The following is a 22804-nucleotide window of genomic DNA, read 5'->3' on the forward strand; positions in this document are numbered from 1 at the left end:
CATTTGCTCCTAATATACTGTTACAATTAACCGTTATTATTGGAAGCTTTCACCTCCCCAAGTAGAATAGATTCATATTTTTATAGTTTCAAATCAATATTGTGACTAGTTCTTATTCGTTTCTACTTCATTCGTAATCGGTTCCAAATTAGCTTGAACATATTTTCCAACATCTACTATGACATTGTGTGGATTTCGGGCTGCTTCTTCTGTTTCTTCCTCAACCATAATCCAACCGTTATAGTTTGAGTTTTTTAGAATCTCCGCAATAGCTGGAAAATCGATATCACCCGTACCCATTTTTCTCCATTCAAATGTATTGGAACAGTCTTTGATATGAACATGTTTTATGATAGAAAGGTTATCTTTGATAATGTCGACTGGATTCATTCCACCAGCTTTAATATGACCAGCATCAGGAGTATAACCCAAGTATCTTCTATCGATTAAGTCAAACATGACATCATAATCTTCTTTCGTTCTAAAAAAAGAAGTTTCTGGTGATGCAGGATGAAAGGAAGCGATTACACCATTTTCATGTGCTCGTTTCCCAAGTGCATTTACACAATTAATGATGTCCTTTTGGCGTTTTAGCAAGTTGTCTCTGTTTGGACCGACTCTCGCAGGAACATTCATGATAGCTCCAGGGAAATGCGTTAGGAAGTTTATGTAATAATCCGCATGTTCCTTTTCCTCTTCGGATTCATTCTCTCCTGCCCATGTAAATGGTACAGTCAGCGCTGCTAGCTCTAGTTCTCTTTTTGCGAGTTCTTCTTTAAGTCGTTCAGGCTGGTTTTTATACCTTCCTAGTAATGCAACCTGCACATCTATACCTTTGAAACCCGCTTCTTTAACGGTATCCATAATCTGATCGAGATAATCACATTCCTTATCATAATCAAGCTCCCATGTTGATCCATGGCATCCAAATTTTATTGCCAACTGAGTTCCCTCCTCATATACTAGTAATATCAGAGTTTTATTAATAGTCGAACTGCAAACGTTTCCAACCTCTTTTTTTCTTAATTTTATCATTTATTTTCACTTTGTCAATAATAAATAACAATAAATAAAACATATCGATAATATAAATCGGTTATCAAAAACTCTTTGAATGTAAATGAAAGGGATTTATAATATAATTTTCTCTTATTTAAATTAATAATTTCAAGTTTTTGTAAAAAACAACTCCATTCTAGTCGTTTTTAAGTATCTTTCGTTTTATTATCGAAATAAAAAAAATCCGTAACACAGAAAAGTGTTCACGGATTTTTTATTTCTATCTTCCTATTTAATAATGTAAAGGATAATCAAGATTTTATAGTAATTCAGTCGCAACAAAATCAAAAAGAATAAACAACTCATAAGCCATCATCAGCTCGAAGCCACTATGTAAAGAGGACACAGGTTTAGAACCATCCTCTTTTTGTGTTTACGTGTGGAAAGTCGAATAATTTTGCGTTATTTTCACTAGATTTATTCTTTGCTGTTTGTTTTTTTCTGTCTCTTTCAAGTAGTCCGTCCAATTTTTGTATTGCCTTTTCTAACTGCATGTCATTTAGCTCACCCTTGGCATATAAACTACATAGCATCCCATACGCAATTGCTTTTGTATCAACATCTACAGTTACGACTACGTCTACATCTGAGTTACCGCTATGGCCAAGATTATTATTTAATTTATTTTCAATAGGTCTCTGCATTTTAAATCTCCTTTCTTTCAAATAAAGGGATACTAATATCTAGTATCCCTTTTGAAAACCATGACTTAAAACTCAAAATCTTGGCGTTGACGCTGGTCCTGATCTTGGTCCTGCTCCTGATCGGAGTCAGCTTCAGATCTTGCACGCACTCTTGCACGAGAATCGCTATCTACTCTAATATCAAGATCCAATCTAGAGTTTCCACTATTGAATACTTTTGCTTTTGCGATATTTGTGTTCTTATCTTTTACACTCACATCGTTTTCATTGTCTACATCTTGATCAGATCTAAAGTCAAGATCAGTATCTACATCACTACGAACTTCAGTTTCATTATTATTTCTAGAGCCACGATTGTTCCCAAAGATATCTGGGTTTCTCCATACATTACTCATACTCTTCCTCCTTTCCTATGTGATACTGTATTTTATTCATAGGAAATGGATTCGATTGGACAAGTGTGGGAAGACAATGGTGTATTTTTGCATACATGTGTAATATAACGGACGATTTTTTTACCATATTTATCCCCAAAACATTAGATTATCGTAATATTATTTAAGAAAAAAGGGTTCTTGCAATCTAATTGCAGAGAGTCTAAAATAAAAAGAAACGTATGTTCTGCAAAAGAGAGGAGGAATGCTATATTGCAGACCTGGGAGGCATCTTATATTGCAGGTATAATTGATGGAGAAGGTAGTATATCATTAACTAGAATGCATGAGAAAGAACATCGTAGGCCATGTATTTCAATTGCGTCAACAGATTTCGAACTCCTTAGATATGTTCAAAAATTAACTGGGGGAGTTATAAATAATAAAAAGAATTATAAGCCTGATCGGCATATGGACTCCTATACTCTCACTATAAAGAAAAAGGAAGATGTTTTTTATACGCTAGAGCATATTATGCCATTTTTAAGAGTAAATAAGAAAAAGAATCGATCTGTTTGGATCCTCGAAAACTATAATAATGTTACCCCTCGAAATGGAAAATATAGCCCTGAATTATTAAAAAAGAAAGCGATTTTTGAAGAATATTTTTTTGAAATGTAAAACGGACTCACCATAATCGGTGAGTCCGTGTAAGTTCGTATTTAACCACCAAGTTTTATGTATTTGGTGGAGACGGTGGGACGTGCTTTTCCATGCTTTCGTCATGGCACTGACTATATCTTGAACCTGGTAGTTACAGGTCCTCCGGCGTATTATGCGTAATATATTTTGTACCTATATCAGGTAGGATTACGCATCCTAGTACTACCATAACCTAGATGGCAGCCTATAAGTCGATACACGGCTGTTAGATTACTCTACATACCGCTCGGCATTGCCTTATCGCATCAAGTACGACTTAGGTTTCACCGATAAAGCCGGATTATCACTTATGTGTTACCACATAAGGCGACTAATTACTAATCGAACCCACGTCCAAAGATATTGGCACTTAAGCTTCTACGAGTGTAGTCGATATATTAGCATTTCGCTAACTTTTCGGCCTATCGACAGGCTTCCAAGCAGCTAGTCTGGTTGTTCTCTTCCTTTGTCCTCAGACGGCGAACTCCGGCGTAGCCCACTTAAAGTGAGTCCCTGACCCTACCACATGGGCGATGGAGGGAGGAACCGCTATAGACTGTTATTAAGCAGCTAAAGCGAAGTTGTTGTTTTCTTTGCCAGTTATAGGCGTTGACGTTTTAACGAGGCCGATCCCCTCGACTCGCAACTTAAGCTCAAACTACCCCTGTCGAATCCGTAGCGTCCCCATATGTCGAATGATAAGCTAATTTCGCTCACATTCTAAAATGATAATGATGAACTTAATCACCAGTTATCTGGGTGTTTCGGATGAAGTGTTTTTGCTTATGTTGACTATTCAATTGTCAACTACAAGTCTTATTATAGCACATGTATTTACAAATTCAATTGTAAATTACTGTAAGCTATGCCATCTTACATCTTCTGTCGTTCTCTGAATGCACGCTCAATATCACGCTTTGCTTCCTTTTTCTTGAGGTCTTCACGTTTGTCGTATTTTTTCTTACCCTTACCGAGACCTAGCAAAAGCTTTGCATAGCCATTTTTTAAATAAATCTTAATTGGCACCAGTGCGTATCCTTCTTCTTTTGTGAGTCCAATCAGCTTATTGATTTCTTTTTTATGAAGAAGTAGCTTTCGTGTCCGAAGTGGATCATGATTATAACGGTTACCTTGTTCATAAGGGCTAATATGCAGGTTATAGAGAAACATTTCCCCATTATGAACTCGCGCGTATGAATCCTTTAGATTTGCACGGCCATTTCGAAGAGATTTAATCTCGGTACCTTGAAGAACGATCCCTGTTTCATAGGTTTCTTCAATAAAATAATCATGATTCGCTTTTTTATTTTGTGCGATTACCTTGCCTACACCTTTTGGCATATTGATTTCCCCCTTAAGACGGTACCTCTTATTTTAGCAAAAATTGGACAGCACCACAAGGATAGGCTACTGATTACAAGGTAAGCTTGCCTCAATCTCACAATTAATAAACCATGAAATGATTGTTGTACTGTCTCTCACATTAAGTGATTTAATTTTATTTAACATGGCTTCAATTGCTATTTCATTTGCGTTGTGATCAAATTCAGTTTGAATTTTTTCAGGTTTGTTGTAAGGTAAACCAGGACATTCAATTAAACCATCTGTTGTTATTACTAAATGATTCATCCCTTTCCGCAGTTCCTTACGTCCTGTGCTGTAGCAAGGGACCGGAAGTTCAAATGTATTTACCTGTCCAACCCATTCAAAGAAATGCCGTTGATTGACTTGGTATTGTCCTAGTTTCATCAACTCTGGATGAAAGAGATAGAAAATACAATCGCCTACTGAAAACCACCAAATATATTTATCTTTTCGAAGAACTATAAGACAGGATGTTGAACCAGTTACATTCCGACATGAGGCAAGGAAGTCAGGGTTTTGAAAAATATCCAAGATTGCTCCCTCGATGCGCTTAAAGGTTTCTTCAATCGACATTGCTAACAACGTTCTTAACAACGCTTTTTGTTTACTAAATGTTTGTAAAATTAATTCAGCACTCTCGGCAGTTTGGTGGGCATCTAGGAGGATGACAAACTCCCAGTCCTCCGATTCACTTTGCCACACTAAACAGCCATCTTCGTTCTTGGTTTGACCGGCTGAGGACTTACCACCAAACCGACCTATACCTATTTTTCCTTGTTTCCTAACAGATAATGTATCAACAAAACTTTCCTGTGAGCCTATCCATTCAAAATCACTCACCAGTCGTATTCTCCAACGTTGCTCTTAGTCTTTTACAAACTTGCATAATCTGTTCGTTGTTTCCCTTTGGAGCATCCGGCCAGTCATATACAGCGCCTGGTCCCCAGTATTCCTTTGGTGTGTCCGGATAGCGTGGAATTAAATGCATATGAAGATGAGGAACAGCATCTCCAGAGACAAGTGCATATACATGGTCTGCATTTTCAGTTTCTTTTAATGCCCTGCTTACTTTTGCCACTATTAAACCAAATGCCTTTGCTTCCTCGGTTGTCATATCTGCAAGACTTGGTGCATGGCGTTTTAAATCAATCATGATATGACCTAGATACCCATCTTTGCCATTATGATCAATATGCCCAACGTATACAAACTCGTCCTCATAAATTGTCTCCCCTGCGGTTTGAATCAATCCGCTATGCTTTTTACAAATAAAGCAATCCTCCATCACTATCCCCCCTACTAATTTACACAAGTATAAATCATGGCATTTTGATTTGGAATAAATTTCATGAAAAAATATAAAAATCCAGGAGCTTAGACCCCTGAATTTTTGCTTTTCACTCTATATTTGCTTTATTTGCATAGAAATACATCCATGCCATGAATCCTCCACCACCAATTAGATTACCGATGGTAACAGGTATTAAATTTCGAATGACTCCTTCTAGCGTGACAGAATTCGGATGATACATTACAAAGGATACCGCAAAGGTGCACATATTGGCTATGCTGTGTTCATATCCAGAGATAAAAAAGCAATACACCAATAACATCATAATAAAAATTTTTGGGCCGTCCCCTTGCATGCCAATCGGTAGAAAGAAGGCGAGACATACAAGCCAGTTACATAGGATAGCTCTAAAGAAAAGCTGGTGAATAGGAAATTCTGTTTTATTTTTAGCAATCGTTAATAGAAATTCATTGGCAAACTCACCTTCAAACAAACCGGTCATATAAATTAAAAAGGCAAAGAAGATAGCACCAACAATATTGCCAATATAGCTATACAGCCACATCTGGCCAACCACGTTCCACTTCATACGCCTTCGCAGTGCTGCATAGGTATAATAAAATGTATCACCAGTAAACAAGTCTCCCCCACCATATGCAATCAGGATAATGGCTGCACCAAATGTAATGGCTGCAATAGGGGAAGCAAAAGGAGATTGTTGCGCGAAAAAGAAATTACCTGTTCGAAATGCAACAATCACCCCAAACCCGATAAACATACTTGCTAAAACAGCCCGTAAAAAATAAATCAATTTACTGTTCTGAAATGTATCACGGCGAGACAGTGCTAATTTTTCAATACTTGATAGTAGTTTTGCTTCCATATATATTCACCCGCTAACGGAAATCACGATGAGGTTGGTTTTACCTCGTCAAAATATGGTGCCAGTATTTTTTTCAACACGTTCGCACTATTCTCGAACTTTTGTCGTTCCTCTTCATTTAGTTCTAGCTCCATAATTTCACGGATACCATTTCGATTGATCACACAAGGAACTCCAATATAGACATTTTCTTGTCCGTAATCCCCGTCCAGATGTGCCGAAACCGTTAATACCGCATTTTCATTTGAGAATATGGCTTTTGTAATTCGCACTAACCCCATCGCAATTCCATAATAGGTAGCACCCTTACTTTGTATAATTTCATAAGCTGCGTCGCGTACACGAATAAAGATTTCATCCAAGTCTTCCTTCTTGTAATTCTCATTGCGCTCTACAACCTTCTTTATCGGAAGTGTACCTATGTAGGCTGAGCTATACACTGGCAACTCACTATCACCATGTTCCCCAATAATATAGGCATGGATATTTTTCGGAGCAATATTAAAATAATCGCCCAATAAGTAACGAAACCTTGCTGTGTCTAAAATCGTTCCAGAACCGATAACTCGCTCTTTCGGTAATCCGCTAAACTTCCATGTCGCGTATGTCAAAATATCAACTGGATTCGTAGCGACCAAGAAGATGCCATCAAACCCGCTTGCCATCACTTGGTCTACGATTTGTTTAAAGATTTTTAGGTTTTTTTCAACAAGATCCAATCTGGTTTCGCCTGGTTTTTGGTTAGCTCCTGCACAAATGACAACCAAATCAGCCATCTTACAATCTTCATAATTTCCGGATCGAATCAGTGTTGGATTACCTGTAAACGCCTTGCCATGATTAAGGTCAAGTACGTCCCCTTTTGCCTTCTCCTCATTAGCGTCAATCATAATGAGTTCATTCACAATCCCTTGATTCATCAGGGCAAAAGCATAACTAGATCCCACAAATCCAGTCCCTATTAAGGCAACACGACTAACTCGATCTTCTATCTTCATACTCATTGTTTATCCTCCATACTTCCATTAATAACAACTAGTAGTATTTGTACCAGCAAGTAAACTATTCAGTGAATAGCAAAAAAAAGGACTCCACATCAGTGGAGCACCTTTTCTCGATTATCTTTTCTTTTTCCGTTTCTTACTTTTTTGCGGTGGAACATTATCAAACTTCTTCTTTTTCTTACGAGGCTTGCGGGTTGACCATTCGCCATCCTTGTCAGAATCACGCTTCTTACTATCATCATTTGATTTACGAAGATTTCTACCTTTTTCAGATCTAATGATTGTCGGTTTATCTTTCGAAAGCTTTTGGCGGCTACCTTTCATACCAACAACTTCAAAATCAACAGATCGCTCATCTTTATTTACATTGATTACACGTACAGTAATTTCATCTCCGATACGGAATACATTACCGGTACGTTCGCCAATCATGGCATAGCTTCTTTCATCATAACGGTAGTAGTCATCGGTGAGATAGCTTACGTGAACAAGTCCCTCAATCGTATTTGGAAGCTCAACAAACATTCCGAAGTTAGTTACAGAACTAATGATGCCATCGTATTCCTCGCCGATTTTATCCATCATATACTCTGCCTTTTTCATGCTATCCGTCTCACGCTCTGCCTCGACCGCACGACGTTCCATATTAGAGGAATGGTCTGCAATTTCCGGTAGTTTTTCCTTCCATTTATCCTGAGTAGCATTGTCTAGCTTTCCTTGGATTAAATAGGTTCGGATTAATCGGTGGACGATTAAGTCTGGATAACGTCGAATTGGTGACGTGAAATGTGTGTAAAAATCAGTTGATAATCCAAAGTGTCCGATACTTTCCGGATCATATTTTGCTTGCTTCATCGACCGTAACATGACAGTTGAAACAACCATTTCTTCAGGCTTCCCTTGTACAGCTTCGATTACCTCCTGCAGAGCACGTGGATGAATCGAATTTCCTGCACCACGAACTAGATAGCCAAAGTTTGTAATAAATTCTAAGAAGCGTCTTAGCTTTTCCTCATTCGGGTCTTCGTGGATTCGGTAAATAAACGGTACATTCATCCAATGGAAATGCTCCGCAACCGTTTCGTTTGCAAGCAACATAAATTCTTCAATTAAACGTTCACCAACAGAGCGCTCACGTAATACAACATCATACGGTGCTCCCTCTTCATCTACAAGTACCTTTGCTTCTTTAAAATCAAAGTCAATTGCACCACGCTTCATTCGTTTTTCACGAAGAATCGCAGCAAGTTGCTCCATGTCTTCGAACATTGGAACAAGAGACTCATAGCGTGAACGTAATTCCTCATCTTTATCAGCGAGAATACTGTTCACATCTGAATACGTCATTCGTTCCGTTGTTTTAATCACACTTTGGAAAATATCGTGTTTAACAACAGCACCATTTTGGTCAACTTCCATCTCACAAGATAGAGTTAGTCGGTCAACCTTCGGATTTAATGAGCATATCCCGTTTGAAAGTCGATGTGGAATCATTGGGATAACTCGATCGACTAGGTAAATACTTGTTCCGCGTTCACTTGCTTCTTTATCAATAGGCGAGCCTTCTGTCACATAATGCGTTACGTCCGCGATATGTACACCCAGTTTGTAATTACCATTTTCAAGCTTTGTAACAGTTACAGCATCGTCCAAATCTTTTGCGTCAGCACCATCAATCGTTACAATGACTTCATCTCGTAAGTCTCGTCGATCAACGAGATCTTTAGGATCGATTGTATCTGGTGTATTGTTTGCTTGGTCCAATACCTCTCTCGGAAATTCCTGTGGAAGGCCGTGCTTATGGATAACCGAAAGAATATCGATTCCCGGGTCATTCTTGTGACCTAAAATTTCAACAACTTCTCCTTCAGCGCTCATTCTTCCTTCAGGATATGTGACAAGCTTGACGACAACCTTATGACCCTCAATTGCACCGTTAGATGCTTGTTTCGGTATAAAAATATCATTTGCAATCTTTTTATCATCTGGAATAACAAAACCAAAGTTTTTACTTTCGGTATACGTACCCACGATGGTTTGGACGCCACGTTCGATAATCCGAACGACGGTTCCTTCCTTACGCTGTCCAGTTGATTCTGTGCTAATACGTACAAGTACGGTATCTCCATGCATGGCGTTTTTTAATTCATTAGGCGGTATAAACACGTCATCCATTGATTTATCGTCCGGCATTACAAACGCAAAACCTTTAGCATGCCCTGTAAGTTTCCCACGGATAAGGTTCATCTTTTCCGGAAGACCATAGCGATTACTACGAGTTCGAACAACCAAACCTTTTTCTTCCATAATAACAAGGGCTTTTACAAAGTCCTTAAAATCCTCCGAACCTGAAATTCCAAAGGCTTCCTCAAGTTCTTGGACGGTTAAGGGCTTATACGCCTCTTCCTTCATAAAATCTAATAGTTTATTGATGTGATTTTGGATTTCCTGCTCCATTTTTTATCCCTCCCGTTACCAATCTAACTGCTCTAGGAAAGCATATACATCCTCATGCAGTTGGTCACGTTCTTTGTCTAGGGTGATGACATGTCCGGACTCTTCGTACCATTTTATCTTTTTAAAATCATTCTCTACTGCTTCGTAGATAATATTGGCACTATCCGGATTTATCATGTGGTCATGACGAGCTTGCGCCACAAAAGTAGGGGAGTAGATCATATCGACGTTATCCCTAACTTCAGCAATCAAGTTTTGTAATTCTTTTAATGTATTCATTGGGGTTTTCTTGAAGGCTTCGATTTCTGTTTCAATTTGCTCAGGTGATTTTCCTTCAAACCGCTTATACTCACGTGCATACTCAACTACACCCTCATACATTACCTCTTCGCTTTTCAAATACATAGGCGCACACATTGTCACAATCCCTTTTATAGGTACAGTGTATCCCAATTTAAGCGAAAATACCCCACCTAGAGACAATCCTGCTACTGCAATATTCTCGTATCCTTTATCCTTTAAAAATTGATAAGCATCCGTGACATCCTTCCACCAATCCTCAGGTCCGGTATGAACTAATTCTTCAGGAGGGACACCGTGTCCTTTGTAGATTGGCGCATGACAAGTGTATCCCTTATTCTCAAGAAATCGACCAAGCATCCGAACATCAGCTGAATTCCCTGTGAAACCATGCAATAATAAAACGGCCCTCTCCCCTCCTTCAAAAAAGAAAGGTTGTGGTAATTTGATTTTCATTATGTAAAACTCCTTTGTGATGACTTCTGATATGTACTATTTTGTGCTTATTTTCGGTATTCTACTATCGTACCGGAAAGTTCGATTTACGTGCAATAAAAAAGGCTAGACATTTACCTGTCTAACCCTTGTTTTTATAAATCAAAGTATGAAACTGCAACTGTAAGAACAAAGAATAATACCGCTAAAACAACTGTAATACGGTGTAACACTGCGTCTAGTCCGCGAGCCTTTTGTTTTCCGAATAACTGCTCAGCTCCACCAGAAATAGCCCCAGATAAACCTGCGCTTTTACCCGATTGTAATAAGACAACCACAATCAACGCAATACATACAATTACTAATAATGTAACTAGAACTCCATGCAACATATAAAACGACACCTCCTGAACAAGAACGCATATGACGTTAAGATAAATGTACCATAAAATAACCATGTGGACAATACTGCATTTTCAGACATTAGTCAAAAAATGTAAAGATATTTTAATGTTTGTCATTTTTTGGATGTTAAGTATGACTTTTCTAGGGCTAGAGGTTAGGATTGGTGTTAGTCGCGGTTATGATGACATTCCTATAGATACTGCTTTTTTCGTTCGTGTCTTCATCCCGGCCATGATGACACTTCGGAACCTTACTTTCTCTCAAATCATGTCCTCATCCCTACCATGATAACAATTTCGAACCCTACTTTCTCTCCAAACATGTCCTCATCCCGGCCATGATGACACTTTTGCCCCCACTTGCTCTTCAATCTCGTCCTCATCCCTACCATGATGACACTTCGGAACCCTACTTTCTCTCCAATCTCGTCCTCATCCCTACCATGATGACACTTCGGAACCCTACTTTCTCTCCAATCATGTCCTCATCCCTACCATGATAACAATTTCGAACCCTACTTTCTCTCCAAACATGTCCTCATCCCTACCATGATGACACTTTGAAACCGAAAACTATTTGCTCTCAAATCATATCTTCATCTTCTGTTTTCCTCATCAAACTTAATTACCAACGATTCACTTGATGATTTCCTCAGTAAACGACCATATTAAAACTGACTATCTTGAAAGGGTGATATGAGTGATCAATTGGGATTTCGATCAGATGATAAAAGAACAGAAAAAACATAAAACGACTTATCTAGGTGAAAATACACAACAGGGCAAGGAAAAGAAACAACAAACTAAAAAGAATAAATAAAGAAAAACGACAAGCTCCTCGCTTGTCGTTTTCCTTTTATGAGATTAACCTCTTAAGTTATAGAAAGATGCTAATCCGTTGTATTGAGCTGTTTCACCAAGATTGTCTTCAATACGTAGTAATTGGTTGTATTTAGCAACACGGTCAGTACGTGATGGAGCACCAGTCTTAATTTGGCCAGCATTTGTAGCAACAGCGATGTCAGCGATTGTGCTGTCTTCTGTTTCACCAGAACGGTGAGAGATTACAGCAGTGTAACCAGCGCGTTTTGCCATTTCTATTGCATCAAAAGTTTCAGTTAAAGTACCGATTTGGTTAACTTTGATAAGGATTGAGTTACCAACGCCTCTTTCAATACCTTCAGAAAGTTTCTTAGTGTTTGTTACGAATAAGTCGTCCCCAACTAATTGAACTTTTTTACCAAGACGCTCAGTTAGAAGTTTGTGGCCTTCCCAGTCGTTTTCATCTAAACCATCTTCAATAGAGATGATTGGGTATTTTGAAACAAGATCTTCGTAAAATGAAACCATTTCTTCAGAAGAAAGAACTTTACCTTCTCCTTTAAGATGGTATTTACCGTCTTCTTTGTTGTAGAACTCAGAAGATGCAGCATCCATAGCAAGTCGTACTTGCTCACCTGGTTTGTAACCAGCTTTTTCGATTGCTTCAACGATTGTTTGTAGAGCCTCTTCGTTAGAACCAAGGTTTGGAGCGAATCCACCTTCGTCACCTACAGCCGTATTTAAGCCTTTTGCTTGTAATACTCCTTTAAGTGCGTGGAAGATTTCAGCACCCATACGAAGTGCTTCTTTGAAGTTTTCAGCACCTACAGGCATAACCATGAATTCTTGGATGTCAACGTTGTTATCAGCATGCTCTCCGCCGTTGATGATGTTCATCATTGGAACTGGAAGAGTTTTTGAGTTGAATCCGCCAAGGTATTGGTATAAAGGAATTTCTAGGTAATCAGCTGCTGCACGAGCTGCTGCCATAGATACACCAAGAATAGCGTTTGCACCTAATTTACCTTTATTTTCAGTTCCGTCAAGTTCGATTAAAGCTTGGTCGATTGAAACTTGATCAGTTACATCGAAACCAATGATTTCTGCTGCGATGATTTCATTTACATTGTTAACAGCTGTTTGAACACCTTTTCCAAGGTAACGGCTCTTGTCGCCATCACGAAGTTCAACTGCCTCGTATTCACCAGTTGAAGCACCACTTGGTACTAACGCACGGCCGAATGCACCTGATTCAGTATAAACTTCAACTTCAACTGTAGGATTTCCACGAGAATCTAATACTTCACGAGCATATACATCAATGATAATTGACATTAAAAATCTCTCCTTTTTTCTAATTAGTTTTATGGTAGTACGATTACTTATTAATTAACGTGTTTCCGGTCATCTCAGCGGATTTTTGAACGCCGAGTAGGTCAAGCATAGTTGGCGCTAAATCTCCAAGAATTCCGTCTTCTCTTAACTGTAGACCTTCTTTTGTTACGATAACTGGCACTGGGTTTGTCGTATGTGCAGTCATTGGATTTCCTTCAATCGTAACAACTTCATCTGAGTTACCGTGGTCAGCTGTGATAATAGCAGCTCCACCTTTTGCAAGGATCGCATCTACAATTTCACCTAAGCACTCGTCAACTGTTTCAATTGCTTTGATTGTTGGTTCAAGCAATCCAGAATGACCTACCATATCAGGGTTTGCAAAATTTAAGATAATAGCATCATGATTGTCATCTGCAATTTCTTTTAATAGCGCATCTTTAACTTCATATGCACTCATTTCTGGCTTAAGGTCATAGGTTGCTACCTTTGGTGAATTGATTAAAATACGAGTCTCACCAGGGAATTCCTGCTCACGTCCACCACTCATAAAGAAAGTAACATGAGGATATTTTTCAGTTTCCGCAATACGGAGCTGTTTTAAACCGTTCTGCGCAAGAACTTCACCCAAGGTGTTATCTAAGTTAGTCGGTTTAAACGCAACATAACCATCAACACTTTCACTAAAATGTGTTAAGCATACAAAGTGTAAGTTTTCAGGATGCTTTGGCCCACGGTCAAACGAGCGGAAATCATCGTTTGTAAAAGTATTTGAAATTTGGATTGCACGGTCAGGTCTAAAATTATAAAAAATTACAGCATCATTGTCTTGAATGGTTGCAACAGGTGAACCGTCCTCTTTAACCATTACTGATGGTAATACGAACTCGTCGTAAATGCCATTAGCATATGAATCATCAACAAGATCAATTGCATTTTTATATGTAGGACCTTCGCCGTAAACCATAGAACGATATGATTTTTCAACACGTTCCCAACGCTTGTCACGGTCCATCGAATAATAACGGCCAGACAAGGTTGCGATTTCTCCAACACCGTATTCTCTCATTTTTTCGTCAAGCTGTTGTAGATAGATTTTTGCAGTCTGAGGACCCACATCTCTTCCATCTAAAAAGCCATGGATGTACACTTTTTTGATACCTTCAGATGCAGCGAGTCGTAGCAATGCAAAAAGGTGTTCGATATGACTATGTACGCCACCATCAGATAATAATCCAAATAAGTGGAGTGCTGTTCCATTCTCTTTTACATGTTTCATTGCATCAAGGAAGGTTTCATTTTTTTCGAATTCATGCTCGCGGATTGCCACATTAACACGGGTTAAACTTTGATAGACGACACGGCCGGCACCGATATTTAAGTGTCCTACCTCTGAATTCCCCATCTGGCCTTCTGGTAAACCAACAGCCTCACCGCTTGCTTGTAAAGTAGCGTGTGGGAACTGATTCCAGTAGCGATCAAAATTTGGTTTTTTAGCTTGTGCTACTGCATTTCCTTTTACTTCATCGCGAAAGGCGAATCCATCTAAGATAATTAGTGCAACTGGTGATTTACTCATTACTACCTGCCTCCAAAAGCTTTACGAAGGAAGCAGCTTCAAGGCTTGCTCCACCAACTAGGGCACCGTCGATATCTGGCTGTGACATGTATTCCTTAATGTTTTCAGGTTTTACACTACCACCATACTGAATGCGAACTGCATCTGCAACGTCGTTAGAGAATTGTTCTGCAATTACGTTACGGATATGTGCACAAACTTCATTAGCATCCTCAGCTGAAGAAGACTTACCTGTTCCAATTGCCCAGATTGGCTCATAAGCAATAACCGTTTCTTTTACTTGTTCAGCTGTTAGGCCTGCTAACGCCTTTTGAATTTGCGTTCCAACAAGGTCATTTGTTTGACCTGCTTCACGCTGTTCTAACGTTTCACCACAGCACACAATTGGAATTAATCCATGAGCGAAAGCTGCAAGTGTTTTTTGGTTAACTGTTTCATCCGTTTCCGCAAACATTTCACGGCGCTCAGAGTGACCAAGGATAACATAGTCTACACCAAGATCCTTTAATGCTACAGGGCTGATTTCACCTGTATAGGCTCCGCTTTCTTTATGATGCATGTTTTGTGCACCAATTTTAAGGTCATAGTTTCCTTCTTTTACGTTTGAGACGAGACGCTCTAAGAAAAGTGCTGGTGCACAAACGACAGAGTCAACCTTTTCAGGTGACGGAATTAGACCATTAATTTCTTCTACAAATTGAACTGCTTCAGGAAGTACCTTATTCATTTTCCAGTTTCCTGCAATGATTGGCTTTCTCATGATTCACCATCCCTTTCGATTAGTAAAGTGCAAGGCGCTAAAGGGCTAAGTGGGTAAGACATCACAAATAGATGATAGATTTTCATTCCAAAGCAAGCTTATCCATAGAGCCAACTGCACCAGGAACTAGAGATTAAATCTAGGATTATTTTACCCCTAGAAAAAACTAGTCACACTATTATTTATCGTTAAGTAAAACAACTCCTGGAAGCTCTTTACCTTCCATGAATTCTAGTGATGCTCCACCACCAGTTGAAATGTGGCTCATTTTATCAGCTAAACCGAATTTCTCAACTGCTGCAGCTGAGTCTCCTCCACCGATAACAGAGTATGTGTCAGTAGCATCTGCTAACGCTTGACCTACTGCTTTTGTTCCAGTCGCAAATGTATCTAGTTCAAACACACCCATTGGTCCGTTCCAGATAACTAGCTTTGAATTTAATATGACATCTCTGTAAAGCTCTTGTGTTTTTGGTCCAATATCAAGTGCTTCCCAATCGCTAGGAATCTCGTCAATTGGAACAATCTTAGTGTTTGCATCGTTTGAGAAGTCATCTGCAACTTTTACGTCAACAGGCATGTAGAAGTTAACGCCTTTTTCTTTTGCCATGTTCATAAATTGGTTAGCAAGATCAATCTTATCTTCTTCTAAAAGAGATTTACCGATTTCATGACCTTGTGCTTTTACAAATGTATAAGCGAGTCCTCCACCAATGATTAAGTTATCTACTTTTTCTAAGAGGTTCTCAATGACACCGATTTTGTCTTTTACTTTCGCTCCACCAATGATTGCTGTGAACGGACGCTCTGGATTAGAAAGTGCTTTACCTAATACTTCAATTTCTTTTTCCATTAAGAAACCTGCAACTGCTGGAATGTGTTCAGCAATACCAGCTGTAGAAGCATGGGCACGGTGAGCTGCACCGAATGCATCGTTTACGTAAACATCTGCAAGTGAAGCAAATTGTTTCGCTAGCTCTGCATCATTCTTTTCTTCTCCAGGGTAGAAACGAACGTTTTCTAATAATAGAACATCACCTTCGTTCATTTCAGAGATCGCTTGTTCAACCTCAGGACCGTATGCTTCATTTGTTTTGCGTACTTCAATTCCTAGGTGCTCACCTAGACGCTTAGCAACTGGATCTAGACGAAGCTCGTCTACCGCTTGACCTTTTGGACGGCCAAGATGACTCGCTAAAATAACCTTTGCGCCTTGAGAACGTAGGTGTTCAATTGTTGGTAATGCTGCTCGGATACGTGTTTCATCCGTTACTTGCCCATCTTTCATCGGAACATTAAAATCAACTCGACAAAAAACTCGTTTGCCTTTTACATCAATATCTCTTACTGATTTCTTATTCACTAGGGAAGGCCTCCGTTCTATGTAGTGTTTTTGCACCTAAACCCCGTGGGGGATTTCAGGCACATATAATAGGGTTATCTCACATCAACATCAAAAAGGGAAGGGAATATTCCCTCCCCTTCACAAGTTCTATTATAGTGATTGTAGCTATCGTATCAAAGAACAATATGCTTCACTACTAAGTTAATGTGACATAGTCATTTAAAAGGTTAAATTATAGACCTTTTGATGCGATGTAATCTACTAAGTCAACTACACGGTGAGAGTATCCACTTTCGTTGTCATACCAAGAGATAACTTTAACCATGCTGCCTTCCATAACCATAGTAGAAAGAGCATCGATAGTTGAAGAATTTGAATTACCGTTGTAGTCACTTGAAACAAGTGGCTCTTCACTGTAACCCATGATTCCGTTTAATTCATTTTCAGAAGCTTTACGTAACGCTGCATTTACTTCTTCAACAGTTACGTCTTTTTCTAACTCAGCTACTAAGTCTACAAGAGACACGTTAGGAGTTGGAACACGCATTGCTCCACCATTTAATTTACCTTTTAATTCAGGTAAAACTAGAGAAACAGCTTTTGCAGCACCAGTTGATGTTGGAATGATGTTTTCAGCTGCTGCACGAGCACGACGGTAGTCCTTGTGTGGTAAGTCAAGAATTTGTTGGTCATTTGTGTAAGAGTGAACAGTTGTCATCATACCGCGCTTAATTCCAAAGTTTTCATTTAGAACTTTAGCAAATGGAGCTAAACAGTTTGTTGTACAAGACGCATTAGAAATTACGTCATGGCTTGCTGCATCGTATTTATCTTCGTTAACACCCATAACAATAGTAATATCTTCATCAGTTGCAGGAGCAGAAATGATAACTTTCTTAGCGCCAGCTTCTAAATGTTTTGCTGCATCAGAACGCTTAGTGAAACGACCAGTTGACTCGATTACAACCTCAACGCCTAGGTCTCCCCATCCAAGTTGTGCTGGGTCACGCTCAGCTTTAACTAAAATTTCTTTTCCATTAACAACAAGGTTGTTTCCATTAACAGATACTTCTGCTTCAAGAACACCATGAACTGTATCATACTTTAATAGATGAGCTAACATGTTTGCATCAGTTAGATCGTTTACTGCAACTACCTCTACATTAGGATTTTTTAGCGCCGCACGTAATACGTTACGACCAATACGTCCAAAACCATTAATACCAACTTTTACTGCCATTTTGATTTCCTCCTTTTGTATATGAAACCTAAGTAATCAATTGTGCCTTGGCGTAACCGCCGGAGGCATTAACAATATTCAGTAAACTGAATGCTGTTAATTATAATAAGGGATAATTATTTATACCCCTTTAATAACTCTTTCGCAGCCCCTTCATCTGTAATTAACAGAGTGTCCGGCGCTTGCTTTAAGTATGCTTGGATGGCTATCGCTTTCGAAGCCCCACCGGCAACTGCAATCACATCATGGATTGCCGGGAGATCACTTAGCTGGATGCCAATTGTTTGAACCCGATGAACGACTTCTCCATCTTCGTCAAAGTAATACCCAAAGGCTTCTGCGACCGCATGTGATTCAATGATTTTCTTCATATCCTCATCATCAGTTCTGCGACGCGTTGCCATTGTAATAGCGTCTCCTATTCCGTGAACAACCATACTTGATGACTTAATCAAGTTAAGTACATCTCGAATCGATGGTTCTGCCACAAAGGAGTTGTACGCTTCATTGCTTACAACATCTGGTACGTGTAGGAGTCGATAATCACCAGATGCTTTTTCAGCCATCTTAGCGCAAATCGTATTTGCCTGATTTTCTACTCGTTCTCCAAGTCCACCTCTTGCTGGAACAAACAAAATGCTTCTTCCCCGTGAATCCGGCGTCATCATTTCTGCTACCTCAGCAAGGGTTGTACCACCAGTAACTGCGACGATATTTTCTCCAAAAAGCCTTTGTTTTATACGCAAAACGCAAGCTCTTCCCATTTCTTTTTTCACCCAAGGAGTTGTGTCACTGTCGCCTGAAACGACAATTACTTCTTTTATCTTTAACTTTTCCTTAAGCTTAGATTCTAAAACCCGTAAACCTAAAACTTCCTTCATGACATCCTCTAAGTCTTTCAATAACTCTGCGCCTTCTTTTGTTAGGCTCATTCCAGCTGTGCTAAATTCCACTAGGTTCTGTTCTTTTAAAAACTGAACTTCACCGCGGAGGACGCGCTCGCTGTGACCAAGACTTGTAGAAAGATTTCTCCTTCCAATCGGCTGCATAAGTCGTATGTATTTGAGGATCTCGTGGCGTTTTTGCATAACCTCGAGTAAATCAGGTAATAATTTCTGTTGTACTTCAATGATTGAACTCATTAATTCATTTCCCCTTTTTTACCATAAGGGACTTTTTTTGTCCCGGTGTGACATATTGTGTCCCACTTACAGTAAAAAAAAACAATCAATATCGTCGTCGATGTTACCTCTATATAGTACCAGTAGTTTTTATAGAAAGCAATAAATAAAGTGAAACTTCTATTAATAGGGGATTATATCCCCGATTAATAGTTAGTTGAACCAATTGCGCATTTACGGGCAGTTGATTCCCTCCAATACTTCATAGAAACTATTAAGACCTAAAGAAGGGTCTTACTGCCCGTTGATGCGGGAAAACTGCATAAATTTTATGCAGTTATGTTAATTTTCACTACTTTTTGTAATTTTCACTTAAATATTCTTCAATAACTTCCTTATGAATAATCCCAAATTCAACTTCATTTCCGTCTATTTCGATCACCGGAATCATGATCTGATATTTTTCAAGAAGTTCATCATCCTTATAAATATCAACTTCTTGTAGTTCTAATGGGTATTCTTCATTTAGTTCATCAATTATCTTTTTGGCTTTTACGCAAAGCGAGCAATTTTCCTTTGAATACATCGTTACCAAAATGCGTTTCAACTTGATACACTTCCATTCTACTTGCTATACCTTTTTCTCTTCGATGATGAAGGTATATTTAATTGATCACGGTACTTTGCAATCGTTCGTCTTGATACTAAAATTCCGTGACTTTCCTCCAGTATACTGACAATCTCTTGGTCTGACAAAGGCTTTTCTTTATCTTCTCCATCAACCAATTGTCTCAATACATTTTTTACTTGGGTTGAAGATGTATCGGTTGCCCCAGTGGTTTGAATCGTACTGCTAAAGAAATACCTCATCTCAAAAATCCCATAAGGAGTCTGCACAAATTTATCCTTTACCGCTCTACTAACCGTTGATTCATGAATGTCTAAGTTTTCTGCTACCTCACTCATTATCATTGGTTTTAGATGGCTAGGTCCTTTTATAAAGAAATCATTTTGTCGATTGATAATTTCATTCATGACATTTTGCAGCGTTGACTTACGTTGCTCTAAACTCCGGATAATCCATTGACACTGTTCTACTTTTTCCTGTAGATAGGACTTAGTTTTTGTATCCTTTTCTTCTAAGAAATGTTGATAATATTGTAAGTTTAACGAGACCTTTGGTTGGTATGAGTCCTGCATACTCATTGTAATTACGCCATTTTCAACCTGAATATCAAAATCCGGTACAATGTATTGCGCTTCGCCTCCATGAAAGGCTGCGCCTGGCCTTGGCTGAAGTGTTTGAATGAGATCGAAAATCTGTTGTATTTCAAAAAGTTTCACATTCAAGTCTTTGGCGATTTCCTTCCATGACTTTTCGGCAAAGAGTGTAAAATGATGTTCAATAATGGTTTCTGCTAATTCATTTCGGTGAGGAAGTGCCCTCAGTTGGAGTAAAAGACATTCTTGTAGAGATCGTGCTCCAACACCATTTGGATCCAAACCTTGTATAAAGCGAATCGCATTACCAACGGTTTCAATGTTGGTATCTAGGTCGGTTGCAATCTCTTCAGCAGAAAAATACAAATATCCGTTACTATCCAGTAGCTGGATGATATATTCAATGGTAGCTCTTTTCTTCTTATTCAATTTCATATATGAAAGTTGTGTCAGTAAATGCTCGTAAAGTGATGATTCTTTTTTCTCAATATAATCGATAGGATTCGTGTGCGTGTCTTTTGAAACCCTTGACTTCGCCCTGCGTCCAAAATCACTTGATCTAACCTCAATTAGGGGATTCTCGAGTGTCTGTTCTTCTAAAAATTTGGTCAAATCCAAAGTAGAATATTGTAAAAGAGTAATAGCTTGGGTTAGTTCCTTTGTCATGACTAGTTTTAGAGATTGCTGTTGGAAAAGTCCAGTATGCATATTCACTTACATTCCCCCCTTCTTTGATGTATTTCATTATGTGTAAGCGTTTACTTTTTGTTATGAAATAAATGGAAAATATGTGTTATTTATGAATAGTACTCTTACTTATATGGTATCGAAAAAGTTAAAAATTAGCACGCATTTTATTCTCTTTTTGAAAGATTCTAGATTAAAGAGGTGAATGGTGTTGAAAAAGGATGAAATAATTTACACTGGCCCAGTTACAGGTACATTGGATGAGGCGAAAAAAAGCAGCCAAAAAGAAGAGTTTGCGTCGGAGTTTAGTGCCATCCAAACCATGTGGGCTGTGAATCCAGTTGATGAAGATGTGTACGATGGAACAGTAGGGTACAAGGATAATTAAAGTACATAAAAAAACTGACCAAGTAAAGTTCATGGTCAGTTTTTTTGTGTAGCGCCCTCGGCAGGATTCGAACCCACGATAAGAGAACCGGAATCTCTTGTGCTATCCACTACACTACGAGGGCATTTCAGTATTTGAATTGCACACATCATTATAGAATAGAAAGAATGTGATTGCAAGATGTATGTTTTAAAACGCTGCAAATCGGGTATGATGGTATACGTATGAAATTTGTTTTTTTCGTATCCATAGAGGTATGACATAAATGCTTGTAGAATAGTATAAGGTAGTAAAGCGAAATGTTTGACCTTTACTGACCTTAATTGTATCATGGAATTACATAGTAAAGTTTTTTAATTCGTTCTTAAAGGAGGAAGTAATATGAATTTAATCCCTACAGTTATTGAGCAAACAAACCGTGGAGAGCGTGCCTATGATATTTACTCACGTTTATTAAAAGACCGTATTATCATGCTAGGAAGTGCAATTGATGATAATGTTGCCAACTCAATCGTTTCTCAGTTATTGTTCTTAGCAGCTGAGGATCCTGAGAAAGATATCTCTTTATACATTAACAGCCCTGGTGGATCAATCACGGCTGGAATGGCTATCTATGACACAATGCAGTTCATTAAGCCAAAAGTTTCAACAATTTGTATCGGTATGGCAGCATCAATGGGTGCTTTCTTACTCGCTGCTGGTGAAAAAGGCAAGCGTTTTGCCCTTCCAAACAGTGAAGTAATGATTCACCAACCACTTGGTGGAGCACAAGGTCAAGCAACTGAAATTGAGATTGCGGCTAAGCGTATTTTATTCCTTCGTGAAAAGCTAAACGGTATTTTAGCAGAGCGCACTGGTCAACCAATCGAAATTATTGAAAAAGACACAGACCGTGATAACTTCATGACTGCTGAAAAGGCGATGGAGTATGGATTAATCGATAAGGTTATGTATCCACAAGACGCAAAATAAGATAAAAAATCCTCTCACATTCCGTTGTGAGAGGATTTTTTTATGCTTCTTTTTGAACAAATTCAGTTAACGCTTCAACCGCTGCTTCTTCATCATTTCCTTCAGCAATTAATGTAACTGTAGAACCAGACCCAACCGCTAGACTCATTAGCCCCATAATGCTCTTTGCATTTACTTTTTTGCCATCCTTTTCTAAAAAGATGTCTGCAGAAAATTTATTAGCTTCTTGAACAAACATTGCTGCAGGACGCGCTTGTAATCCCGTCCTTAATGCTACCTCAACATGTCTCTCAACCATTTCTTTTTCCTCCTCAGATTTGCGTATATATTCTAAAGTTGATTTCCTATTCTTACGTAGAATAAACCAAAAAGGTTTCACTATTTCCTAAAAATGATAACGCTTTATTTTTATGATA

Annotated in this window: 23 protein-coding genes, 1 tRNA gene and 1 other RNA gene; 3 read left to right on the forward strand and 22 right to left on the reverse strand. The window is 38.7% G+C overall.

Annotated features, from left to right (window positions below):
* Positions 1 to 105: 105 nt before the first annotated feature.
* From CZ490_RS13810 to CZ490_RS13820, 3 genes are all read right to left on the reverse strand, one after another.
* Positions 106 to 942: a sugar phosphate isomerase/epimerase family protein gene (locus CZ490_RS13810; RefSeq protein ID WP_159439954.1), complete on the reverse strand. Its 837-nt coding sequence runs from the start codon at positions 940 to 942 to the stop codon at positions 106 to 108.
* Between the two features lie 467 nt (positions 943 to 1409).
* Entirely contained in the window at positions 1410 to 1703 is a 294-nt protein-coding gene (locus tag CZ490_RS13815) for a hypothetical protein (RefSeq protein ID WP_077619432.1), read from the reverse strand.
* Positions 1704 to 1768: 65 nt separating this feature from the next.
* Entirely contained in the window at positions 1769 to 2098 is a 330-nt protein-coding gene (locus CZ490_RS13820; RefSeq protein WP_077619433.1) for a hypothetical protein, read from the reverse strand.
* 252 nt (positions 2099 to 2350) lie between these two features.
* On the opposite strand from CZ490_RS13820, the gene CZ490_RS13825 reads away from it, so the two are divergent.
* Positions 2351 to 2758, forward strand: coding sequence for an LAGLIDADG family homing endonuclease (locus CZ490_RS13825; RefSeq protein ID WP_077619434.1), 408 nt, complete (start codon positions 2351 to 2353; stop codon positions 2756 to 2758).
* Positions 2759 to 3118: 360 nt separating this feature from the next.
* Here the strand turns inward: CZ490_RS13825 and ssrA are convergent.
* From ssrA to rpoN, 17 genes are all read right to left on the reverse strand, one after another.
* Positions 3119 to 3457: a transfer-messenger RNA gene (gene ssrA / locus CZ490_RS13830) on the reverse strand.
* Between the two features lie 195 nt (positions 3458 to 3652).
* Complete coding sequence (gene smpB, locus CZ490_RS13835; RefSeq protein ID WP_077619435.1) at positions 3653 to 4120, reverse strand: SsrA-binding protein SmpB; 468 nt, start codon at positions 4118 to 4120, stop codon at positions 3653 to 3655.
* A 66-nt stretch (positions 4121 to 4186) separates the two neighbouring features.
* Positions 4187 to 4984, reverse strand: coding sequence for a PP2C family serine/threonine-protein phosphatase (locus CZ490_RS13840; RefSeq protein ID WP_077619436.1), 798 nt, complete (start codon positions 4982 to 4984; stop codon positions 4187 to 4189).
* Positions 4977 to 5429 (reverse strand): HIT family protein, encoded by a 453-nt coding sequence (locus CZ490_RS13845; RefSeq protein WP_077619437.1) that lies wholly within the window; start codon positions 5427 to 5429, stop codon positions 4977 to 4979. The genes CZ490_RS13840 and CZ490_RS13845 overlap by 8 nt, the downstream gene beginning before the upstream one ends.
* 112 nt (positions 5430 to 5541) lie before the next feature.
* Complete coding sequence (locus tag CZ490_RS13850) at positions 5542 to 6318, reverse strand: formate/nitrite transporter family protein (RefSeq protein ID WP_077619438.1); 777 nt, start codon at positions 6316 to 6318, stop codon at positions 5542 to 5544.
* 23 nt (positions 6319 to 6341) lie between these two features.
* On the reverse strand, positions 6342 to 7322 hold the full coding sequence (locus tag CZ490_RS13855) for an L-lactate dehydrogenase (protein ID WP_407639789.1): 981 nt from the start codon (positions 7320 to 7322) through the stop codon (positions 6342 to 6344).
* A 114-nt stretch (positions 7323 to 7436) separates the two neighbouring features.
* Positions 7437 to 9779 carry a ribonuclease R gene (gene rnr / locus CZ490_RS13860; protein ID WP_077619439.1) on the reverse strand — a complete coding sequence of 781 codons (2343 nt, stop codon included), beginning with the start codon at positions 9777 to 9779 and terminating at the stop codon, positions 7437 to 7439.
* Between the two features lie 15 nt (positions 9780 to 9794).
* Entirely contained in the window at positions 9795 to 10535 is a 741-nt protein-coding gene (locus CZ490_RS13865) for an alpha/beta hydrolase (RefSeq protein WP_077619440.1), read from the reverse strand.
* Positions 10536 to 10669: 134 nt separating this feature from the next.
* The gene (secG, locus tag CZ490_RS13870) at positions 10670 to 10903 is read right to left on the reverse strand and encodes a preprotein translocase subunit SecG (protein WP_077621070.1); all 234 of its coding nucleotides are present in this window, start codon (positions 10901 to 10903) and stop codon (positions 10670 to 10672) included.
* A gap of 879 nt (positions 10904 to 11782) precedes the next feature.
* Positions 11783 to 13075 (reverse strand): phosphopyruvate hydratase, encoded by a 1293-nt coding sequence (eno, locus tag CZ490_RS13875; protein WP_077619441.1) that lies wholly within the window; start codon positions 13073 to 13075, stop codon positions 11783 to 11785.
* A gap of 43 nt (positions 13076 to 13118) precedes the next feature.
* Positions 13119 to 14654, reverse strand: a complete 1536-nt coding sequence (gene gpmI, locus CZ490_RS13880; protein WP_077619442.1) for a 2,3-bisphosphoglycerate-independent phosphoglycerate mutase — start codon at positions 14652 to 14654, stop codon at positions 13119 to 13121.
* Positions 14647 to 15414 carry a triose-phosphate isomerase gene (gene tpiA, locus CZ490_RS13885; RefSeq protein ID WP_077619443.1) on the reverse strand — a complete coding sequence of 256 codons (768 nt, stop codon included), beginning with the start codon at positions 15412 to 15414 and terminating at the stop codon, positions 14647 to 14649. The genes gpmI and tpiA overlap by 8 nt, the downstream gene beginning before the upstream one ends.
* A 178-nt stretch (positions 15415 to 15592) precedes the next feature.
* Positions 15593 to 16777, reverse strand: a complete 1185-nt coding sequence (locus CZ490_RS13890) for a phosphoglycerate kinase (RefSeq protein WP_077619444.1) — start codon at positions 16775 to 16777, stop codon at positions 15593 to 15595.
* Between the two features lie 214 nt (positions 16778 to 16991).
* A complete protein-coding gene (gene gap, locus CZ490_RS13895) occupies positions 16992 to 17999 on the reverse strand; it encodes a type I glyceraldehyde-3-phosphate dehydrogenase (protein WP_077619445.1) in 1008 nt (335 codons plus the stop codon).
* Positions 18000 to 18115: 116 nt separating this feature from the next.
* Positions 18116 to 19141 (reverse strand): sugar-binding transcriptional regulator, encoded by a 1026-nt coding sequence (locus CZ490_RS13900; protein WP_077619446.1) that lies wholly within the window; start codon positions 19139 to 19141, stop codon positions 18116 to 18118.
* A 331-nt stretch (positions 19142 to 19472) separates the two neighbouring features.
* Entirely contained in the window at positions 19473 to 19706 is a 234-nt protein-coding gene (locus CZ490_RS13905; protein WP_407639812.1) for a glutaredoxin family protein, read from the reverse strand.
* A 38-nt stretch (positions 19707 to 19744) separates the two neighbouring features.
* Positions 19745 to 21049, reverse strand: coding sequence for an RNA polymerase factor sigma-54 (gene rpoN, locus CZ490_RS13910; RefSeq protein ID WP_234987310.1), 1305 nt, complete (start codon positions 21047 to 21049; stop codon positions 19745 to 19747).
* A gap of 190 nt (positions 21050 to 21239) precedes the next feature.
* Here rpoN and CZ490_RS22345 point away from each other — a divergent pair, with 190 nt between their 5' ends.
* A complete protein-coding gene (locus tag CZ490_RS22345) occupies positions 21240 to 21416 on the forward strand; it encodes a hypothetical protein (RefSeq protein ID WP_159439955.1) in 177 nt (58 codons plus the stop codon).
* A gap of 52 nt (positions 21417 to 21468) precedes the next feature.
* Here the strand turns inward: CZ490_RS22345 and CZ490_RS13920 are convergent.
* A tRNA-Arg gene (locus CZ490_RS13920) sits at positions 21469 to 21540 on the reverse strand.
* A gap of 257 nt (positions 21541 to 21797) precedes the next feature.
* On the opposite strand from CZ490_RS13920, the gene clpP reads away from it, so the two are divergent.
* Positions 21798 to 22388 (forward strand): ATP-dependent Clp endopeptidase proteolytic subunit ClpP, encoded by a 591-nt coding sequence (gene clpP, locus CZ490_RS13925; protein WP_077619449.1) that lies wholly within the window; start codon positions 21798 to 21800, stop codon positions 22386 to 22388.
* Between the two features lie 40 nt (positions 22389 to 22428).
* Here the strand turns inward: clpP and CZ490_RS13930 are convergent, their stop codons facing one another.
* Positions 22429 to 22686, reverse strand: a complete 258-nt coding sequence (locus CZ490_RS13930) for an HPr family phosphocarrier protein (RefSeq protein ID WP_077619450.1) — start codon at positions 22684 to 22686, stop codon at positions 22429 to 22431.
* Positions 22687 to 22804: the final 118 nt, after the last annotated feature.

Origin of the sequence: Litchfieldia sinesaloumensis (genome assembly GCF_900156865.1) — a bacterium.
GTDB lineage: Bacteria > Bacillota > Bacilli > Bacillales > Bacillaceae_L > Ferdinandcohnia > Ferdinandcohnia sinesaloumensis.